We start from the raw sequence: 19,406 nt of genomic DNA, 5'->3' as shown, positions 1-19,406 counted from the left end.
AGTTCATGTGGCAGGCAACCTCACGCGCGATGAGGCGCGGGAACGGGCCCGGCTGCTCACCGCGCGGTCGTACGCGGTCGAGCTCGACCTCACCACGGGTGAGGACCGGTTCCGCTCCACCACGGTGGCCAGGTTCGACAGCGCCGAGCCGGGCGCCTCGACCTTCATCGACCTGCATGGCGCGCTCGTGCGGGAGGTGACGCTGAACGGGCGTGACCTGGACCCCGCGTCCTACGACGCCGAGAAGGGCCGGATCCCGCTGCCGGACCTCGCGGCCGACAACGAACTCCGGGTGGTCGCCGACTGCGCGTACTCGCGGTCGGGTGAGGGCCTGCACCGCTTCGTCGACCCCGTCGACCAGAGCGTGTACCTGTACACGCAGTTCGAGACGGCCGACGCGCACCGCATGTTCACCTGCTTCGACCAGCCCGACCTCAAGGCGACGTTCGAGCTGGCCGTGCGCGCCCCGCAGAACTGGGAGGTCGTCACCAACGAGGCCGCCGACCGCGCCGAGGGCGGGAGCTGGCACTTCCCGCCGACCCCGCAGATCTCGACCTACATCACGGCGCTGGTCGCGGGCCCCTACCACGTCGTCCGGGACGAGCACCGCCGCGAGGACGGCACCGTGATCCCCCTCGGGGTGTTCTGCCGCGCCTCGCTCGCCGAGCACCTGGACGCGGACGCGATCGTGGACGTGACCCGCCAGGGCTTCGCCTACTTCGAGAAGGTCTTCGGCCGCCCGTACCCGTTCGCCAAGTACGACCAGCTCTTCGTGCCGGAGTTCAACGCGGGCGCGATGGAGAACGCGGGCGCCGTCACGTTCCTGGAGGACTACGTCTTCCGGTCGCGGGTCACCGACGCGGCCTACGAGCGGCGCGCCGAGACGATCCTGCACGAGATGGCGCACATGTGGTTCGGCGACCTCGTCACCATGCGCTGGTGGGACGACCTGTGGCTGAACGAGTCGTTCGCCACGTACATGAGCGTGCTGTGCCAGGCCGAGGCCACCAAGTGGACGATGTCGTGGACGACGTTCGCGAACCTCATGAAGGCGTGGGCGTACCGGCAGGACCAGCTCCCCTCCACGCACCCGATCTCCGCCGACATCCCCGACATCCGCGCGGTCGAGGTCAACTTCGACGGGATCACCTACGCCAAGGGCGCGAGCGTGCTGAAGCAGCTCGTCGCGTACGTGGGCCGCGACAACTTCCTGGAGGGCGTGCGGCGCTACTTCGACCGGCACGCGTGGGGCAACACCGTCCTGACCGACCTGCTGGGGGCGCTGGAGGAGACGTCCGGACGCGACCTCGCCGCCTGGTCGAAGGAGTGGCTGGAGACGGCCGGCGTCAACACGCTGCGCGCCGAGTACGAGGTCGACGGCGACGGGAACTTCTCCTCGTTCGCGGTGGCGCAGGAGGCCAAGGCCGACTACCCGACGCTGCGCTCGCACCGCGTCGCGATCGGCCTGTACGACCGGACCGCCGAGGGGATCGTCCGGCGGGACCGGGTCGAGCTGGACGTCGTCGGCGCCCGCACCGAGGTCGCGGAGCTGATCGGCCGGAAGCGGCCCGACCTCGTCCTGGTCAACGACGACGACCTCACCTACGCCAAGATCCGGCTGGACGCGCACTCGCAGCAGACGCTGGTCGACGGCATCGCCGACATCAAAGAGGGCCTGCCGCTGGCGCTGTGCTGGTCGGCGGCGTGGGACATGACGCGCGACGCCGAGATGGCGACCCGCGACTACGTCCGGCTGGTCATGCGCGGCATCCACGGCGTCACCGACATCTCCGTCACGCAGACGCTGCTGCGGCAGGCGCGCACGGCCGTCCAGCAGTACGCGGACCCGGCGTGGCGCGAGGAGGGCGTGCGCCTGATGGCGGACACGCTGTCGCGGCTGGCGCGGGAGGCCGAGCCGGGCTCGGACTTCCAGCTCGCCTACGTGCAGGCGTTCGCGGCGTCCGCCGTCGGCGCCGAGCACCTGGCGTTCGTCCGGGGGCTGCTGGAGGGGACCCAGGCGCTGGAGGGGCTCAAGGTCGACACCGAGTTGCGCTGGGCGCTGCTGCGCCGCCTGGTCGTCACCGGCGAGGCGGGCGAGGCCGAGATCGACGCCGAGCACGAGCGGGACCGCACCGCCGCGGGAGAACGGCACGCCGCCGCCTGCAAGGCCGCCGTCCCCTCGGCGGAGGCCAAGGCGGCGGCGTGGGAGCGGATCGTGTCCGGGACGCTGCCGAACGCGGTGTTCCGGGCGACGCTCGGCGGGTTCGTCGAGCCCGACCAGGCCGAGCTGCTGCTCCCCTACGTGGACGCCTACTTCACCGAGGTCGGCCGGATCTGGAAGGAGTGGAGCAGCGACATGTCGCAGACTTTCGTCGAGGTCGCCTACCCGTTCCTCGTGATCGAGCAGTCCACCGTCGACCGGACCGAGGCCTACATCACCGAGCAGCGGCCGCCCGCGGCGCTCGTCCGGCTGCTGTCGGAGGGACGCGACGGCGTGGCCCGCGCCCTGCGCGCCCGCGCCAAGGACGGCTCCGCCACCTGACAGGACGGTTCCGCCGCCTGACACCCCCCGCCTCGAAATCGCGCGCCCCGTGGCCCTGTGACCGGATCCGGATGCTTCCCATACCGGACGGAATGCATGGTCACGGGGCGCATTGGCCTTCGGAGGTGAAATCATCGCGGGAAGCGTCTCGGGGAGCCGGATGCGACGCGGGGTGACGATCGTGACAAGTGGGAAGGTGGGCGCGTGCGCACAGCACAGGACGTTCTGAAGGCACTCGCGCACCGGTACGCCTTCGGTGATCTGGAGGCGCTCCTGACGCACGGGGCGCTAGCGCCGGGGGACGGGGCGAACGGGGTGGCGGCGCTGTGCGCGTTCGGGCAGCGGGTCCTCGACCTGGACGCGGAGGACTTCGGCATGCCCGAGGAGGTGGGCGACGTCCCGCACGACCTCCTCGACCGGGCGCGGGCCAGCCGCATGCCGCAGGCGCCGCGGGAGCAGCCGCGCGGGGCGCTCGCGAGCCTGCGGCCCGCCTACCGGCTGCTGCTGGAGGTCATCTCGATCCGCTGGTACCGGCGCGACATGGCGGCGCTGGTCGCGGCCGTGCACATCGCCAGCGAGTACCTGGCGATGCTGGCCTGGGAGCCCGTCCTCGGGCACGCGGGCGACCCGGCGCGGCTCGGCCCGGCGGTGAACGGCGAGGGCAGCCGGTTCGGCGTCCCGGTCGAGCCGGGCTCCGCGCGGGTGTGCGACCACACCCGTCCCGAGCGCGCCGCCTGCGATCGGGCCCTGCGGGTCTCCACCGAGCCGCCGCCCGGCTGGCGCGCCTACCTCGACCGGCAGCACAGCCAGGTCGCCTCGGCGCTCGGCGACTGCGCCGCCCGCTGCCGCACCCCCTGCACGGTGATGACGCGGCTGGAGGACGGCGTCCGCGCGAGCCTGTCGGAGCGGTGCAGGCTCGCGGCCGACTTCACCGACAGCGCCCTGGTCAAGCTCCGGCACGCGGCACCGGTCGGGCACGGCTTCGGCGTCCCGTCGCCGGAGGAGGTGCAGACGGCGTGGGCGCGGGCCCGCAAGTCGCTGTCGCACCAGCCCCTCGGCCGCGCCGCGCTCCGGGACGCCGACGACGACCGCTACCCGCTGGCGGGCCTGCCCGCGCTGTTCTCCAAGATCGCGGACGCGCCGCTCGAACCCGACACGCTCCTGCACGACGTCAGCACGCGGATCACCGCGACGCTCGGCTGACCGGCAGGCCCCGCAGCGCGTCCCGCACCCGCCGGTCGGTCTGGAGGTCCTCCAGCAGGACGGGCGTCCCGCCGGGCCCGGCCAGCGGGACGCGCCAGTTCGGGTACTCGTCGATCGTGCCCGGCTGGTTCTGGGTGCGGCGCTCCCCGACGGCGTCGGCGAGCGCGACGCCGATGAGGCGGGCCGGGGTGCGCGCGAGGAACGCGTGCAGCGCCTCCACCAGCCGCTCGTCGTAGGCGGTCGAGCCGCCCGAGAGCGCGCGCAGGATCTCGCCGGGCGGGACGTCCAGCAGGTCGTGCTCGTGCAGCAGCCGCAGCCAGTCCGCGAGGCGTTGCCGGTGCTCGTCCGCCTCGTCGGCCGCCGGACGGGTGAGGAGCCCGAGGCGGTCGCGGAGCGCGGTGTGGTCGCCGTGCAGGTAGCCCGTGATCGGGGGCATGTCGTGGGTGCCGACGGTGGCCAGCGACAGCTCCCGCCACCGGTCCGGGGGCTTCGGGCGGCCCTGCCCGTCCTGCTCGAACCACAGCAGCGACGTGCCGAGGATGCCCCGGGCGGCGAGGTCGTCGCGGACCTCCGGCTCGACCGTCCCGAGGTCCTCCCCCACGACCACCGCGCCCACCCTCGCCGCCTCCCAGGTCAGGCAGCCGAGCAGGGCGTTCCGGTCGTAGCGGACGTAGGTGCCCTCGGCCGGGGAGCCGCCCTCGGGCACCCACCACAGCCGCGACACCTGCATCGCGTGGTCCAGCCGCAGCCCGCCGCCGTGCCGGAACGCGGCGGCCACCATCTCGCGGAACGGGACGTAGGCGGCGTCCGCGAGGCGGCGCGGGTGCCAGGGCGGCTGGCCCCAGTCCTGGCCGCGCTGGTTGAACTCGTCCGGCGGCGCGCCGACGCTCATGCCGGGCGCCATCAGGTCCCGGTAGATCCAGGAGTCGGCGCTGCCGTGCGCGACGCCGACCGCCAGGTCGTGGACGATCCCGACCTGCATCCCGGCCTCCCTGGCCGCGCGCTGGGCGCCGCCGAGCTGCCCGTCCAGGCGCCATTGCAGCCAGGCGTGGAAGTCGACGCGTCCGGCGAGCCGTCCGGCGGCCTCGGCGACGGCGCGGCCCCGGGCGTCGTGCAGCTCGGCGGGCCAGCGCCGCCAGTCGGCGCCGTGCTCCTCCGCGAGCGCGCACCAGATCGCGAACGCCCTCAGGGCCTCGCCCTCGCGGCGGCGGAACTCCTCGAACCGGTGCCGCGCCTCGGCGTCGCGCGGGACGCCATACAGCAGTTCCAGGGCCTTCAGCTTGGCCGTCCACACCCGGTCGCGGTCGATCCGGTCGTGTGGCGCGCGCAAGGGTTCGGCGAGAGCGGCGAGCCGTTCGCGGTCGGCGGCGGGCAGCGCCCCGTACTCGGGGAGGTCCTCGACGCGCAGGTAGATCGGCGCGGCGAAGCGGCGGCTCATCGGCGAGTACGGGGACGCGCCGACCGGCGGGACGGGCTCGGCCGCGTGCAGCGGGTTGATCAGCGTGAAGCCCGCGCCCAGCTCGTGCCCGCTCCAGGCGGCGAGATCGGCGAGGTCGCGCAGGTCGCCCATCCCCCACGACGCCCGGGACCGCACCGAGTAGAGCTGCGCGGTGAACCCCCACATCCGCGGCGGCGGCTCCAGTGCCCTCGGGGCGAGCAGGAACGGCGCGGTTTCGTGCCTGTCGCCCTGCCGGGCGTGCAGGCGGTGCCATCCCAGCGGCACCTCGTCCTGCGCGAACGGGTCCTGGACGAGCGGGATCGTCTCGCCGGAGTCCAGCTCCACGGCGAGGTCGAGGGGTTCGCCCGGCCGTGCCCGCACGAACGGCGCCGGGACGCCCCGCCTCAGCACGACGACCGGCGGCAGCATGTTCCCCGCGTCGCCGTAGGGCTGCGCGGGAGCGGGCGCGCGGGCCAGTTCCCCCCGGACGGCCGCCGGGGACGAGGCGTCCACGCCCAGCGCCGCCAGGACGGCGACCAGGGTCTCGCGCCGCACCCCGACCTCCTCGCCCTTCCAGTCGATGTAGCGGGGCGCGACGCCGTACCGTCCGGCGAGCATGCTCAGTTCGTCCTCGGCCACGCCTGGGGCATGCCCCTTCAGCGCGACCCGAAAAGCGGGATCAATCGGGTTAGTCATGCCAGATAGCAGGCTTGCGCCTGATCCAGGGACGAGCTTCCTCAATCTGGGCGGAAAGCGAGATCAGCGTTCCCTCGCCGCCCAACCGTCCGGCCAGCATGATCCCGATCGGGAGTCCCTCCGCATTCTGATGAAGTGGCACGTTGACGGCGGGCTGCCCCGAGATGTTGTACGCGGCCGCGAACGGCGTGAATTGCGTCTGGCGGCGGAAGTTCTCCTCGGGTTCTTGATCATGGAAGTGGCCGATGGGGACGGGCGGCCGGGCCAGCGTGGGGTGCAGGATCGCGTCGAACTCGTCCATCACGGGGAACGCGGTGCGCAGCGCGCTCTGCAACGCGGCGTGCGCCTGGAACACCTGCGTCGCCGTCGTCGCGCGCCCGCGCTCGCGCAGCCAGCGGGTGAGCGGCTGGAGCAGGTGCTCGCGCTCCTCCTGGACGGGCGTCAGCGTCGCCATCACGCCCCACAGCAGTTCGAAGTGCGGGACGAGGTCGGCGCCGAGCACCGGCGGCAGCTCCACGACCTCGTGGCCCAGCTCCTCCAGCAGCGCGGACGCCTCGTCGTAGGCGGCGACGCAGTCCGGGTGGACCTCGACGCCGGGCACGGCGGGCGTGCGGCTCCGCGCGACGCGCAACCGCCCCGGCGGCCGGTCGGCGTAGGAAAGGAACGTTCCCTCCACTGGCGGCGCCGTGTAGAGGTCGCCGGGGACCGGGCCCGCCATCACGTCCAGCAGGAGCGCCGCGTCCCGGACCGTGCGCGCGAGGGGGCCGTTCGTGGCCAGCCCGAAGAGGTCGGCCTTGAGCGGCCCCTGCGAGATCCGGCCCCGGGTGGGCTTGATCCCGAACAGGCCGCACGCGCTGGCCGGGATGCGGATCGAGCCGCCGCCGTCGCTGCCCTGCGCCACCGGGGCCAGCCCGGCGGCCACCGCGGCGGCCGCGCCGCCGCTCGAACCGCCCGCCGACCGGGTGAGGTCCCACGGCGTCCGCGTGGGAGGCGACACGTCCCCTTCGGTGTAACAGGGCAGCCCGAATTCGGGCGTCGCGGTCTTGCCGAGCAGCACCGAACCCGCGCGGCGCAGCACGGTCACGATGTGGTCGTCGGCGAAACCCGTCAGATCGGCGAACGCGGCCGACCCGAACGCGGCCCGGACGCCCGCGACCATGTTCAGGTCCTTGACCGGCACCGGGACGCCGTGCAGCGGCGGCAGCGCGGCCGGGTCCGGCGCGTCCGCCACCGCCTTCTCCGCCCGCCGCGCCTGGTCGCGGGCCAGGTCGGCGGTCACCGTCACGAAGGCGCCCACCCGCGGGTCGAGCCGCTCGATGCGGTCGAGGTAGTGGTCGGCGAGCTCGACCGGCGAGAGCTCGCCGGATCGAACGGCGGCGGCCATCCGTATGACGCTGAGGTCATGGGTATGTGTCACATCGGCGAACGCTAGACGCCGGGCCGCCGGGCGGCAAAGGCCGCGCGGCAAAGGCAGGCATCTCGCCCGCCGCCGCCGGTATCCGGACTACAGGAAAATGAATACCATGGTACCCGTCCGCGACGGCAGTGAATCACCTACCGATGGCGACATAAGTATTAACCCGGCATGACTAGTCGCCAACCTTCGGAATGATTACTCTGCGCACGGAGGATCATGCCCCTGATGGGAAAGGAATACGGAGCGTCACTCATGGCGATCACGGAGCGGGGCAAAGGGCAGGGGGCCCGGGGCCGGCCTCGGGAAGAGTCGGAGGAGACACGTGAACACCGGCACGAGGCTCCGGTGAATCCGCTGCGCGAGTCGGCGGACGAATCGGCGGACGAATCAGCGCAGGCCACCGTGCAGGACCCGGCGCAGGACCCGGACCAGGACACAGCGCAGGACGCGACACGGATCACGGCCGAGGAGACGGTGCCGGAGGAGACGGCGGCGCGGGACGCGGAGGGGCCGCGAGCGGCCGGGGCACTGCTCGGCGACCCGCAGATCCGCCAGTGGATGTGGCGGATCGGCATCGCGATCGTCGTCGGCGCCGTGCTGTCGGTCGCTCTCGGTGTCCGGCTCGGCATCGCCGCGGCGGTCCTGGTGGTCCTGGTCGACTCCGTCCGCACCTCCCGCAAGGACTCCAGCGTCGCGGCCTGGAAGAAGTCCTCGGCCGCCGAACGGCGCACCGAGAAGCAGCTGAGGTCGCTCCAGCGCAACGGGTACCTGGTGCTGCACGCGCGCGCCGTGCCCCGCGACGACGAGGGTGTCAGCGACGGCCGGATCGACCACCTGGTTATCGGCCCCAGCGGCGTCTACGCCATCGACTCCGAGAAGTGGGACAAGCGCCTGCCGGTGCGCACCCAGTCCCACCTCAAGCTCTTCCACGGCCCCTTCAACAAGAAGGACCGCCTGGACGAGGCGCGCTGGGAGGCCGAGCAGGCCAGCCGGATCATCGGCGGACGGGTCGGCTTCGAGGTGCCGGTGCAGCCGTCGGTGGCGATCTACGGCCCGTCCATCCCGTGGAAGGTCATGCGGGTACGGGACGTGGACGTCTACGCCGGCAACCGGGCACGCGCCTACCTGCGGCGCCGTCCGAAGATCCTCACCGAGACCGACGTCCAGCGGATCTTCACGGCGGCCGAGCAGGCGCTCCCGCCCAAGTACCCCGAGTGACAGGACCCTGCTCGACTGAGTACGGCAGCTCTACTGAGCACGGCAGCTCAACTGAGTACGGAACGGGCGGCCCAGCCTTCCCCGGGGCCGCCTCCCTCACCACTGCTCCATTCGTGCCGTCCCCGAGTACGATGGGGAACCGGCCGGTGCTCGCGCGACCTCCGCTGAGCCGGCCCGGCAGCGCCGCGATCCGCCGCTGCGGAAACGCCCCCTCAGGTGGACGCCCCGTCCATTAAGCGGACACCGCGTCCGTTCAGGTGCGCACCCCGGACCTCCGCCCGAACCGCCCGACCGGCGCGGCGGCGGACGTACGATCGGTGTCACGGCACGTCACAGGTCTGGAACAGGTTGGAGAGGTCCGAGATGCCCGCCCTCAGGTCACGCACGGTCACCCACGGCAGGAACATGGCGGGCGCCCGCGCGCTCATGCGGGCCAGCGGCGTCCAGCGCGAGGACTTCGGCAAGCCGATCGTCGCGGTCGCCAACAGCTTCACCCAGTTCGTGCCCGGCCACGTCCACCTCGACGAGGTCGGCAAGGTCGTCGCGGGCGCCGTCCGCGAGGCCGGGGGCGTCCCCCGCGAGTTCAACACGATCGCCGTGGACGACGGCATCGCCATGGGCCACGACGGCATGCTGTACTCGCTGCCGTCCCGCGAGGTGATCGCCGACGCCATCGAGTACATGGTCAACGCGCACCAGGCCGACGCGCTGGTCTGCGTCTCCAACTGCGACAAGATCACGCCCGGCATGCTGCTGGCGGCGCTGCGGCTGAACATCCCCACCGTGTTCGTCTCCGGCGGGCCGATGGAGGCCGGCAAGCCCGTCGAGGGCGTCATGGGCGGCCACAAGCTCGACCTGATCGATCCGATCATCGCCTCCGCCGACGACTCGGTCGCCGAGGAGACGCTGCTGGCCATGGAGGAGAGCGCCTGCCCGACCTGCGGGTCCTGCTCGGGCATGTTCACCGCCAACTCCATGAACTGCCTCACCGAGGCGATCGGGCTCGCGCTGCCCGGCAACGGCACCGTGCTCGCCACCCACACCGCCCGCCGCCGCCTCTACGAGGACGCGGGCCGCACCGTGGTCGAGGTCGCGCACCGCTACTACGACGGCGACGACGAGTCCGTGCTGCCGCTGAGCATCGCCACCCGCGAGGCGTTCGAGAACGCGATGGTGCTCGACATCGCCATGGGCGGCTCGACCAACACGATCCTGCACCTGCTCGCGGCGGCCTACGAGGGCGGCGTCGACTTCGGCCTCACCGAGATCGACGAGCTGTCGCGCCGCGTCCCCTGCATCTGCAAGCTCGCCCCGGCCACCGGCAAGTACCACGTCGAGGACTGCCACCGCGCCGGCGGCATCCCCGCGCTGCTCGGCGAGCTGCACCGCGCCGGGCTGCTGCACAAGGCCACCCACTCCGTCCACTCCGCGTCCCTGGAGGAGTTCCTCGGCAAGTGGGACGTGCGCTCCCCCGGCGTCCTGCCCGAGGCCGTGGAGCTGTTCCACGCGGCGCCCGGCGGCGTCCGCACGACCTCCGCGTTCAGCCAGAGCGCCCGCTGGGAGAGCCTCGACCTCGACCGCGAGCAGGGCTGCATCCGCGACGCCGAGCACGCCTACACCGCCGACGGCGGCCTCGCCGTGCTGCGCGGCAACATCGCCCCCGACGGCGCGATCGTGAAGACCGCCGGGGTGGACGAGGAACTGTGGACCTTCGCCGGACCCGCCGTCGTCTTCGAGAGCCAGGACGACGCCGTCGAGGGCATCCTCGGCGGCCGGATCAAGGCGGGCGACGTCGTCGTGATCCGCTACGAGGGCCCGAAGGGCGGCCCCGGCATGCAGGAGATGCTGTACCCGACGAGCTTCCTCAAGGGCCGGGGGCTCGGCAAGGAGTGCGCGCTGATCACCGACGGGCGGTTCTCCGGCGGCACGTCCGGGCTGTCGATCGGGCACGCCTCGCCCGAGGCGGCGGGCGGCGGGATCATCGCCCTCGTCGAGGACGGCGACCGCATCGTGATCGACATCCCGAACCGGACGCTGGAGCTGGACGTCCCGGCCGACGAGCTGGAGGCCCGCCGCGCGAAGCTGCTGGCCGACCTCGGCGGCTACCGGCCGCGCGACCGGCAGCGCCCGGTCAGCGCGGCGCTGCGGGCCTACGCCGCGATGGCCACCTCGGCCTCGACCGGCGCGGCCCGCGACGTCTCCCAGCTCGACGGGCTGGGCTGATCCGGCGGGGGCGGCGGCGTCAGGAGCAGCAGGCGCCGCCGCAGCAGCCCCCGCCCCCGGACGGCGGCGCGGGCCTGCGGGCCCCCGCCCCGCCCATGACGGCGACCGTGGACAGCAGCTTCACCGTGTCGTCGTGGCCCTCCGGGCACGGCGCCGGATCGGAGGCGTTGATCATCGGGCGGGAGACCTCGAAGGTGGACCCGCACGCGCGGCAGCGGTAGTCGTAGCGTGGCACGAGCCCAGGATACGGCCCCCGCCGGGGAAAGGGCGGTCAGGCGGCCGGTTCGGACACGTAGGCGGCCCACTGGGGGTCGCCGTCGTGGACGATGCCGATGAGCCGCCAGTGGGCGCCTCGGGGCACGCCGGGGGTGATGCTGAGCGTCCAGCCCAGCTCCTCCAGCAGGCGGTCGGCCTTGCGGTGGTTGCAGGTCATGCAGGACGCGACGCAGTTCTCCCAGACGTGCTTGCCGCCCCGGCTGCGCGGGTGGACGTGGTCGATCGTCTCGGCGCGGCGGCCGCAGTAGACGCAGCGGAAGCTGTCGCGGCGCATCAGGGCGGCGCGGGTGAGCGGGACGCGGGTGCGGAACGGGATCCGCACGTAGCGGCGGAGCCGGATGACGGAGGGGACGTCGACGGTCATCGTCGCCGAGTGCAGCACGGCGCCGGAGGTGTCGTGGTGGACGATCTCCGCCTTCTCCCGGAGCACGAGGCAGACGGCCCGCCTCAGCGGGAGCGTGGTGAGCGGTTCGTATGTCGCGTTCAGCAGGAGGACCTGTCGCATCAGACGCCCTCCGCCGCGCGCCGGTACGCGGCACGCCGCGTGCTGAGAGACCGCTCGCCGGCAAGCCGTGTCGCGGCAGGCAGCGTCCTGGGAGGCAGCGTCCTGGGAGGACGGGCCCTGGTTCTGGGGCGATGCGTTCGGGGATAGTGCGTTCCGTTGGCCTCGGCGGGCGCGGCTGAGCGCGCCTCCCACCGAGGCCCGATTATTGTCTCCGGCACCTGCGCACTCGCCATGAGGTCCTCCTCAGGGGCGAACCGACCCGGCATCAGTGTGGCGTCTGAGGAGCCTGTCCGCTACCCCAATAATCCCCCACCACGTGCGTGATCGAACGCAAAAACACGCCCCGGGGCTTCGGAAACCGCTGTGGGGACGGCCCTCCGGGTGTTTCCGGCCGCGCGCGGCGGCCGGTCCGGTTCGCCCCATCACGGGCAATACAGTGCATCCATGACGCCGTATCCGCCCGCGCGCCGCGAGGACATCGTCGAGGAGATCCACGGTCACCGGGTCACCGACCCCTACCGCTGGCTGGAGGACGCCGACGACGAGGCGACGAGGCGGTGGCTCGCCGCGCAGGACGAGCTGTTCCACAAGGTCACCGACGTCCTGCCGGGACGCGAGGCGCTGCGGCGGCGGCTCGCCGAGCTGCTGGGCGCCGGGAGCGTCGGATCGCCGGTGTGGCGGGACGGGCGGCGGTTCTTCACCCGCCGGACGGCAGGTCAGGAGCACCCCGTCCTGTACACGGTGGGCGCGGACGGCGCCGAGCGCGCCCTGGTGGACCCCATGGCGCTGGACCCGGCGGGCACCACCACCCTGGACGGCTGGCGCCCCGACAAGGAGGGCCGCCGCCTCGCCTACAAGGTGTCGACCGGCGGCGACGAGGAGTCCCTGCTCTACGTCATGGACATCGCGACCGGCGAGCGGGTCGAGGGCCCGATCGACCGCGCCCGCGACTCCTCGGTGGCGTGGCTGCCGGGCGGGGAGGCGTACTACTACGTGCGGCGGCTCCCGGCGGGGGACGTCCCGGACGGCGAGGAGCAGTACCACCGCCGCGTCTACCTGCACCGGGTCGGCACCGACCCCGACACCGACGATGTGCTGATCTTCGGCGAGGGGCGCGACAAGACCGACTACTACGGGGTCGGGGTGAGCCGCGACGGGCGCTGGCTGACGCTGTCCTCGTCCCAGGGGACCTCGCCGCGCAACGACCTGTGGATCGCGGACCTGTCCGCGTCGCCGCTGGAGCGGCCCGCGCTGCGGGTCGTCCAGGAGGGCGTGGACGCGGAGACCGGCCTGTATGTCGGGCGCGACGGGCGCGCCTACGTCTTCACCGACCGCGACGCGCCACGCTCACGGCTGTGCGTGACCGACCCGTCCGACCCCTCGTACGAGACGTGGCGCGACCTGATCCCCGAGGACCCCGAGGCCGTGCTGAGCGACTTCGCGATCTTGGACGATCTCGACCGGCCCGTGCTGCTGGCGGGGTGGACGCGGCACGCGATCAGCGAGATCACCGTCCACGACCTGGAGACGGGCGAGCGGATCGGCGCGGTCCCGCTGCCCGGGCTGGGCTCGATCGGCGGGATCATCGAGCGTCCGGAGGGCGGGCACGAGGCGTGGTTCGGCTACACCGACCACGTCACGCCCGCCTCGGTGCTGCGCTACGACGCGCGCACCGGGGAGACGACGCTGTGGGCGTCCGCGCCGGGGACGGTCGACGTCCCCGAGATCGAGACCCGCCAGATCAGCTACGCCTCGGCGGACGGCACGCAAGTGCGGATGCTCGTGGCCTCGCGGCCCGGCGTCTCGGGGCCGCGCCCGGCGATCCTGTACGGCTACGGCGGCTTCAACATCTCGCTCACCCCCGCGTACTCGGCGAGCATCCTCGCGTGGGTCGAGGCGGGCGGCGTGTACGCGGTCGCGAACCTGCGCGGCGGGTCGGAGGAGGGCGAGGAGTGGCACCGCGCGGGCATGCGCGACCGTAAGCGATGCGTCTTCGACGACTTCCACGCCGCCGCCGAGAAGCTGATCGCCGACGGGCTGACCACCCCGTCCCGCCTCGCGATCTCCGGCGGCTCGAACGGGGGCCTGCTGGTCGGCGCCGCGCTCACCCAGCGCCCCGAGCTGTACCGGGCGGTCGTCTGCTCGGCGCCGCTGCTCGACATGGTCCGCTACGAGCGGTTCGGCCTCGGCCAGACCTGGAACGACGAGTACGGGACGGCCGAGGACCCCGAGGAGTTCGGCTGGCTGATCGGCTACTCCCCCTACCACCACGTCCACGCCGGAACGGCCTACCCGGCCACGCTGTTCACGACGTTCGGCAGCGACACCCGCGTCGACCCGCTGCACGCCCGCAAGATGTGCGCCGCGCTCCAGCACGCGACCGCGTCGGACGCGCCGGTCCTGCTGCGCGACGAGGCGGAGGTCGGGCACTCGGCCCGGTCGGTGAGCCGGTCGGTCGACCTGATGACCGACACCCTGTCGTTCCTGGCGTCCCAGACGGGCCTCGACCTCGTCCCCGACGGTGACCCGGTCATGTCGGGCGGTGACATCCGTCCGGATAAATGATCTTATGGGGGCGTGAGTACCTCGGTGCGAACCCCCGCCGAGCGGGCCGTCGGGCTGCTCGCCGACCCGCCGGACGAGCCCGACCTGTCCGCCGGCTACCTGGACCTCCTCGGCCCCGCGACGGAGCCGCCGCCGTCGCTCGCGCAGTCGGCGATGCGGTCGACGTTCCTGCCGCAGATCTACGAGAAGGTGTGGCGGCCCGCCGGGTTCAACCTCGCGAAGGGCTGGCCGATCGGGCCGGACACCGCCGAGGAGCACGCGATGGCGCGCGACTGGCTCGGCCTCGGGCAGCCCGGCGAGAGCGTGCGACCCGCGCTGAACGTCCTGGACGTGGCCTGCGGCCCCGGGAACGTGACCCGCGCCCTCGCGGCGGGCGTCGGCGCGGACGGCCTGGTCGTCGGCCTGGACGCGTCCGCGACCATGCTCAGCCGCGCTGTATCTCGAAGTCCCGGCCCACGTCCCTTGGCGGGCGCGGAATCGCTTCGCGATCTTCCCGGCGGGGCTCGCCTCCGGCGTCGCCCCACCGCTCAGCCACACGCCCGCGCGGTGGCTGAGGCCGCTTCGCAACAGCCCCGGGCGGCTGAGGACGGTGGGGCGCCCGTCTGTTACGTGCGGGGGAACGCGGTCGATCTGCCGTTCCGGGACGCGGCGTTCGACGCCGTCTGCTGCTTCGGGGCGCTGTACCTGTTCGACGACCCGTGGCGGGCCGTGGACGGGATGACGCGCGTCCTCAAGCCGGGCGGACGGCTGATCATCCTGACGTCCCGACGCCCGTTCCCAGTGCCCGCGGGCCCGATCGGACGCGAGGTGCGGCGCCGCGCCGCCGGGTTCACCGGGCTCACCGTCTTCGGCGACGGCCAGGTGACCGGCGCCCTCGCCGAGCGCGGGTTCACCGGCGTCCGGCGCCGCCGCTACCCGCTCATGCAGCTGGTGGCCGGGCAGCGCGCCTGACACCGGTGCGCCCCCGCCTCCCGGATGTCCCAGAAGGCGGGGTTCGCAGGACTTATCTCAGCCGTTTCTCGATGTAGATGTTGACGATCCCGCCGATCACCTCGCGGCGGGTCTCCGTCCAGCCGTGTTTGCGGTAGAGGGCGAGCGCCGGACCCTGGAGCTCGGTGGTGTCGGCGCGCAGGACCCGGTAGCCGTACTCCCTGGCGCGCCCTTCGAGGGCCCGCACCAGCGCGGCGCCGTACCCCCGGCGCTGGACGGCGGGCCGGACCCGCAGCCGCACCATCTCGACCGCGTCGAGGGCGGGGGTGCCGAGGGCGAACCCGCCGTAGGCGCGGGCGCTGCCGCCCGGGACGAGGTCGGCGCGGCGGAGCCCGCCCATCGCGACGATCCGCCCGTCGGCCTCGCCGACGAGGAACTCGCCGTCGTTGCGGAGGTAGATGTCCTCCATCCGGAAGAAGTCGTGGTCGTAGTAGACGCCGTCGCCGGGGCGCAGGCCGACCTGGGCCAGCCCCTCCCGGTGCAGCGCGAGGACGGTGGCGTGGTCGGTGGGCCGGTACCGGCGCACCCGGAGTTCCGCGTAGGCCCACTCGGGGGGTTCCCACTGGAGCCGGACGAGCGTCCGCGCGCCGGTGGGGTCGCCGTGTTTCGGGGCGTCCTGCCCGGGGGCGCCGTCTGCCGTGGCCATCGCCGGTCAGACCTGTTCGGCCGGAGGCACGGGCGGTTCCGGGGGCTGTGGGGGGCCGCCCCACAGGTGGTTGGAGCGTTGGTCCGCGGGGCTGGTGACCCAGGGCCCCGCGAGCGCCTCGAAGAAGTCCTTCGTCGCCTGGCTCGCGCCGTGCTTGGCGACGACGGCCGCGCCGATCTGGCGGGCCCGGTGGACGAGGATGTCGGAGCGGTGGTCGGGCGGCAGTTCGAGGATGGCCTCCTGCCCGGCCGTCAGCGCCGCGTCGGGATGCCCGGCGTGCAGCCTGCAGGTCGCCCGGTCGAGCCGGACGAGCGTGAGGTCCACCCGGTCGGTGGGCGCGTACAGGGTCAGCGCGTGGCTGAGCACCTCGTCGCCGTGCCGGTGGTCGCCGAGGTTGGTGAAGGTGTCGCCCTCGTAGAAGGCCATCTGCCGGTCGGTGAAGCCGAACACCAGGTCACCGGTGTCGGTCTTGGACAGCTGGTCGAACACGGCGCGGCCGCGCACGAGGGCGCGGCGAGCGCTCGGGGCGGCGTCGCCGCGTCCGCGCATGGCGAGCATGCCGAGCGCGCGGGCCTCGACGGCGGGCGCCATCGCGGCGGCAACCCCCGGGGTGCGTCCGGCGAGGTCCTGGGCCTTGCGGGCCAGGTGCAGCGCCTCGCGCGGGTCGCCGTAGTACATCGGCACCAGCGACTCCCGGACGGTCACCCACGCGCGCAGCTGCCGGTCGCCGGTCTCGTCGGCGGCGGTGCGCGCGGTGCGGAAGAACGACCGGGCCAGCCGGTGGTCGCCTAGATTGATCATGATCAGGCCGGACAGCCCGGACAGCTGCGCGGCGATCCGGCACAGCCGCTCCTGGAGCTCGACCGGCTGCCGCTTGTCGCACATGCGGCGGACCTCGCTGAAGTCCAGCAGCACGTCGCAGAGCATCCGCAGGGACGGGGTGGCCTGGTACTGCTGGCCGTAGCCGTAGGTCGTCTCCTCCCACTGGTCGAGCATGGTCGGCGAGACCGTCGCGCCGACCAGCGTGTCGTCCATCTTGCGGCGAAGACCGTCGACCGCCCCAAGGAACTGTCCGTCGAGCGCCACGCCCGCTCCGGCCAGGAGTTGCAGAAGGGTTCTACGAAGCACGATGTCCTCCTCTCCCACATCAATGGACAGGGGGCCTTCGGCGCGGTCGGGGGCCCCCAGTTCGTTGACGGTGATCCAGGGCCGTTCCTCGGCCCTGGTGATGATCGACCCGACGAGCGGACCGTCGGTCTCGCGGGTCGCGTGCCGTTCCGGCGCCCGTGGCTGGGGGACGGCGGCGACGCTCGGGCGGGTCCCGTGGCCGCGGCCGCAGATGCAGGGACCGAGGAACCCGAGCACGTCGGGCTCCACCCGGTAGACGGCGCAGAGGTAGTGCAGATACTCGGGACCCGGTCTCTTGTATCCGCTCTCGTAGGCCGACAGCAGCGTCTCCCCCAGCTTGGGCGCCGGTTTGCCGTCGACCTCGTACAGGGCCCTGACCTGGGCCACGATGTCGGACAGCGCGACACCGTGGGCGAGGCGATGCGCCTTCACCCGGCTGGTGCCGAACAGCGGCCCGCACTGCTCGTGGATGTCGTGCGCGATGTCCACGGCGCCGCGCCCCCTGGCGAGGCCGTGCGCGCGGATCCTGCGGGCGGCGTCGGTCTCTCGCCGAGGGGTGTCCGACATTGTGGCTCCGGCCTCCTCACCGCTGGGCGGGGGCGCCGACTCTCCGGGGGGAGAGACCGGTCTCCCCACACGGCGACCGGTAACTTGATGACCACGACAGATAATCTCTCGCGCACGCAGCGTAACCCTGCCACCGCCACAGGCCAAGCGGTTCCGGGGAAGTCTGCTGCTCGGGAACGCGTCCCCGCCCCTCAGGGTAGAGATTCTTCCTCCGAGACGAAGGAAACTTGCCCCGAGGTGGGGTAATCCGGTTCCCGGCGACATGACCCGGCCCTTGACCCGGTGCCCGACAGTTGCAATTCTCGCCGCGAGTGAACGAACCGATCCGGAGCGTCGACGGCGCCGACCGGATCGGCGGGCTCTCTCAGGGCGAGGCGACCACACGGGATCCGGCGATGCAGTCCTCGCACGACAACTGGAGGGGGTGGGGCGGGTGGTCAGCGACACGCGCGTCGACTACCTGGAAGAGCTGGAGCGCGAACTCGACACGCGCGGGCTCGTGGCCCGCGTCGTCCGGACCCGTTCGGGTCCGGCGTTCCTGCGTGTGGTGAACCCGGAGGCGGCGAGCCTCGCGGAGGACGTCACCTGCGCGCCCGCGCCCGAGTCGCACGACCACTACTACTGGTGGTCCTGGGGCGAGCGGATGCACCGCGTGGACGACCCGGGCGGCGCCGCGCTGAAGCTGGCGCACGTCCTGCAACCGCTGTGCCGGGAGGCGCGCGGGCGGGCGGTGGGCCGCACCTAGAGCCGGGCGTGCCCCGCGGGTCGTGGCCGGAACGGCGCGGCAGCCACCGGCCCGCGGGGCGCGTTCGCCGACCGGCCCTCCCCGGCCGGGTCGTGCCGGTCCCGCCCGGCGCGGTACGAATCGGTCGTCACCGTCCCCTACGATCGGGCTCGTGCCCGCCGCTGGTCCACGGCGGGGCGTCGCGACCACGAGACGACCGGGGAGGGTCCGTCGATGTCACTGGCCGCCGCCACACTGCTGCCCTGGGCCCAGTCGGGGACGGTGGAGAACGCCTGCCGGGCCTCGGCCGACAGCGACCGGACGCCGACCACCGCGTGCCGCCTGGTCTGGAACATCTCCCACAGCACCGACTTCACCACGTTCTACTCCAACTGGCTCGACAAGCCGCTCGCGACCCTGTTCATGATCATCCTGACCTTCGTGGTCGCGCTGATCGTGAAGAACATCGCGCACCGCATGATCACCAAGGTCACGGTGCGGATGGCCGAGGGCACGATGTCGGAGAAGGTCAGGGAACGGTCCCGGACGGTCTTCGAGGGCAGCCCCACCCTGCTCAACCAGCGGCGGGCCCAGCGCGCCCAGACGCTCGGCTCGGTGCTGCGCTCGGTCGCGTCCATCCTGATCATGGGGACGGCGGCGTTCAGCATCCTCGGCTCGCTCGGGCTCAACCTCGCGCCGATCCTCGCCAGCGCGAGCGTGATCGGCGTCGCGGTCGGCTTCGGCGCGCAGAACATCGTCAAGGACTTCCTCGCCGGGCTGTTCATGCTGCTGGAGGACCAGTACGGCGTCGGCGACGTCATCGACGTGGGCAGCGCCAAGGGGACGGTCGAGGCCGTCACCCTGCGGGTCACCCGCATGCGGGACGTCAACGGCGTCGTCTGGTACGTCCCCAACGGGGAGATCAAGAAGGTCGGGAACGAGTCTCAGAACTGGGGCCGCGCCGTCCTCGACATCCCGGTCGACATCCACGAGGACACCGAGAAGGTCAAGGAGATCCTCCAGGCCGCCGCCGACGAGATGGCCGCCGACTCCACCTGGCAGGACGTGATCCTGGAGCAGCCGTCAGTGTGGGGCGTGCAGGCCCTCGCCGGGGACGCGCTGGTGATCCGCGTCGTGCTGAAGACCGCGCCGGGCAAGCAGGCCGACGTCGCCCGCGAACTGCGCGAGCGGGTCAAGCGCGCGTTCGACGCGGCGGGCGTGACTGTGGCCACCCCCGCCCCCACCACCTGACCTTGGCCACCTGACCT

At 72.9% G+C, this 19,406-nt stretch carries 14 protein-coding genes; 8 read left to right on the top strand and 6 right to left on the bottom strand.

Going from position 1 to position 19,406, the window contains the following annotated elements:
• Positions 1 to 7 precede the first annotated feature (7 nt).
• Together pepN and K2F47_RS18870 are read left to right on the top strand one after the other, a co-directional pair.
• Positions 8 to 2,542, top strand: coding sequence for an aminopeptidase N (pepN, locus tag K2F47_RS18875; protein WP_242905454.1), 2,535 nt, complete (start codon positions 8 to 10; stop codon positions 2,540 to 2,542).
• A 204-nt stretch (positions 2,543 to 2,746) separates the two neighbouring features.
• Positions 2,747 to 3,745 (top strand): hypothetical protein, encoded by a 999-nt coding sequence (locus K2F47_RS18870; RefSeq protein ID WP_242905453.1) that lies wholly within the window; start codon positions 2,747 to 2,749, stop codon positions 3,743 to 3,745.
• Here the strand turns inward: K2F47_RS18870 and malQ are convergent.
• On the bottom strand, positions 3,726 to 5,822 hold the full coding sequence (malQ, locus tag K2F47_RS18865) for a 4-alpha-glucanotransferase (protein WP_242905452.1): 2,097 nt from the start codon (positions 5,820 to 5,822) through the stop codon (positions 3,726 to 3,728). The two genes, K2F47_RS18870 and malQ, sit on opposite strands and share 20 nt — an antisense overlap.
• A gap of 49 nt (positions 5,823 to 5,871) precedes the next feature.
• Positions 5,872 to 7,296, bottom strand: a complete 1,425-nt coding sequence (locus tag K2F47_RS18860; RefSeq protein WP_372490862.1) for an amidase — start codon at positions 7,294 to 7,296, stop codon at positions 5,872 to 5,874.
• A gap of 345 nt (positions 7,297 to 7,641) precedes the next feature.
• On the opposite strand from K2F47_RS18860, the gene K2F47_RS18855 reads away from it, so the two are divergent.
• Positions 7,642 to 8,514, top strand: coding sequence for a nuclease-related domain-containing protein (locus K2F47_RS18855; protein ID WP_242905448.1), 873 nt, complete (start codon positions 7,642 to 7,644; stop codon positions 8,512 to 8,514).
• 363 nt (positions 8,515 to 8,877) lie between these two features.
• A complete protein-coding gene (ilvD, locus tag K2F47_RS18850) occupies positions 8,878 to 10,737 on the top strand; it encodes a dihydroxy-acid dehydratase (RefSeq protein ID WP_242905440.1) in 1,860 nt (619 codons plus the stop codon).
• A gap of 19 nt (positions 10,738 to 10,756) precedes the next feature.
• Here ilvD and K2F47_RS18845 read toward each other — a convergent pair whose 3' ends face one another.
• Both K2F47_RS18845 and K2F47_RS18840 read right to left on the bottom strand, forming a co-directional pair.
• Complete coding sequence (locus K2F47_RS18845) at positions 10,757 to 10,972, bottom strand: FmdB family zinc ribbon protein (RefSeq protein ID WP_242905438.1); 216 nt, start codon at positions 10,970 to 10,972, stop codon at positions 10,757 to 10,759.
• A 36-nt stretch (positions 10,973 to 11,008) separates the two neighbouring features.
• On the bottom strand, positions 11,009 to 11,518 hold the full coding sequence (locus K2F47_RS18840) for an HNH endonuclease (protein ID WP_242905436.1): 510 nt from the start codon (positions 11,516 to 11,518) through the stop codon (positions 11,009 to 11,011).
• A 444-nt stretch (positions 11,519 to 11,962) separates the two neighbouring features.
• Here K2F47_RS18840 and K2F47_RS18835 point away from each other — a divergent pair, with 444 nt between their 5' ends.
• Together K2F47_RS18835 and K2F47_RS18830 are read left to right on the top strand one after the other, a co-directional pair.
• Positions 11,963 to 14,083, top strand: coding sequence for a prolyl oligopeptidase family serine peptidase (locus K2F47_RS18835; RefSeq protein ID WP_242905434.1), 2,121 nt, complete (start codon positions 11,963 to 11,965; stop codon positions 14,081 to 14,083).
• 12 nt (positions 14,084 to 14,095) lie between these two features.
• On the top strand, positions 14,096 to 15,034 hold the full coding sequence (locus tag K2F47_RS18830) for a class I SAM-dependent methyltransferase (protein ID WP_308198426.1): 939 nt from the start codon (positions 14,096 to 14,098) through the stop codon (positions 15,032 to 15,034).
• A 52-nt stretch (positions 15,035 to 15,086) separates the two neighbouring features.
• On the opposite strand, the gene K2F47_RS18825 is transcribed toward K2F47_RS18830, so the two are convergent.
• On the bottom strand, positions 15,087 to 15,719 hold the full coding sequence (locus tag K2F47_RS18825; protein WP_242905432.1) for a GNAT family N-acetyltransferase: 633 nt from the start codon (positions 15,717 to 15,719) through the stop codon (positions 15,087 to 15,089).
• 6 nt (positions 15,720 to 15,725) lie between these two features.
• Complete coding sequence (locus K2F47_RS18820; RefSeq protein WP_242905430.1) at positions 15,726 to 17,414, bottom strand: NsdA family TPR-like regulatory protein; 1,689 nt, start codon at positions 17,412 to 17,414, stop codon at positions 15,726 to 15,728.
• A 433-nt stretch (positions 17,415 to 17,847) separates the two neighbouring features.
• Here K2F47_RS18820 and K2F47_RS18815 point away from each other — a divergent pair, with 433 nt between their 5' ends.
• The gene (locus tag K2F47_RS18815; RefSeq protein WP_242905420.1) at positions 17,848 to 18,159 is read left to right on the top strand and encodes a hypothetical protein; all 312 of its coding nucleotides are present in this window, start codon (positions 17,848 to 17,850) and stop codon (positions 18,157 to 18,159) included.
• 213 nt (positions 18,160 to 18,372) lie between these two features.
• Entirely contained in the window at positions 18,373 to 19,389 is a 1,017-nt protein-coding gene (locus K2F47_RS18810; RefSeq protein WP_242905418.1) for a mechanosensitive ion channel family protein, read from the top strand.
• Positions 19,390 to 19,406: the final 17 nt, after the last annotated feature.

This window comes from Actinomadura terrae (genome assembly GCF_022751215.1).
In the GTDB taxonomy this organism is placed as follows: domain Bacteria; phylum Actinomycetota; class Actinomycetes; order Streptosporangiales; family Streptosporangiaceae; genus Spirillospora; species Spirillospora terrae.
Note: the sequence above shows the minus strand (reverse complement) of the source record. Positions and strands in the feature narration are given on the sequence as shown.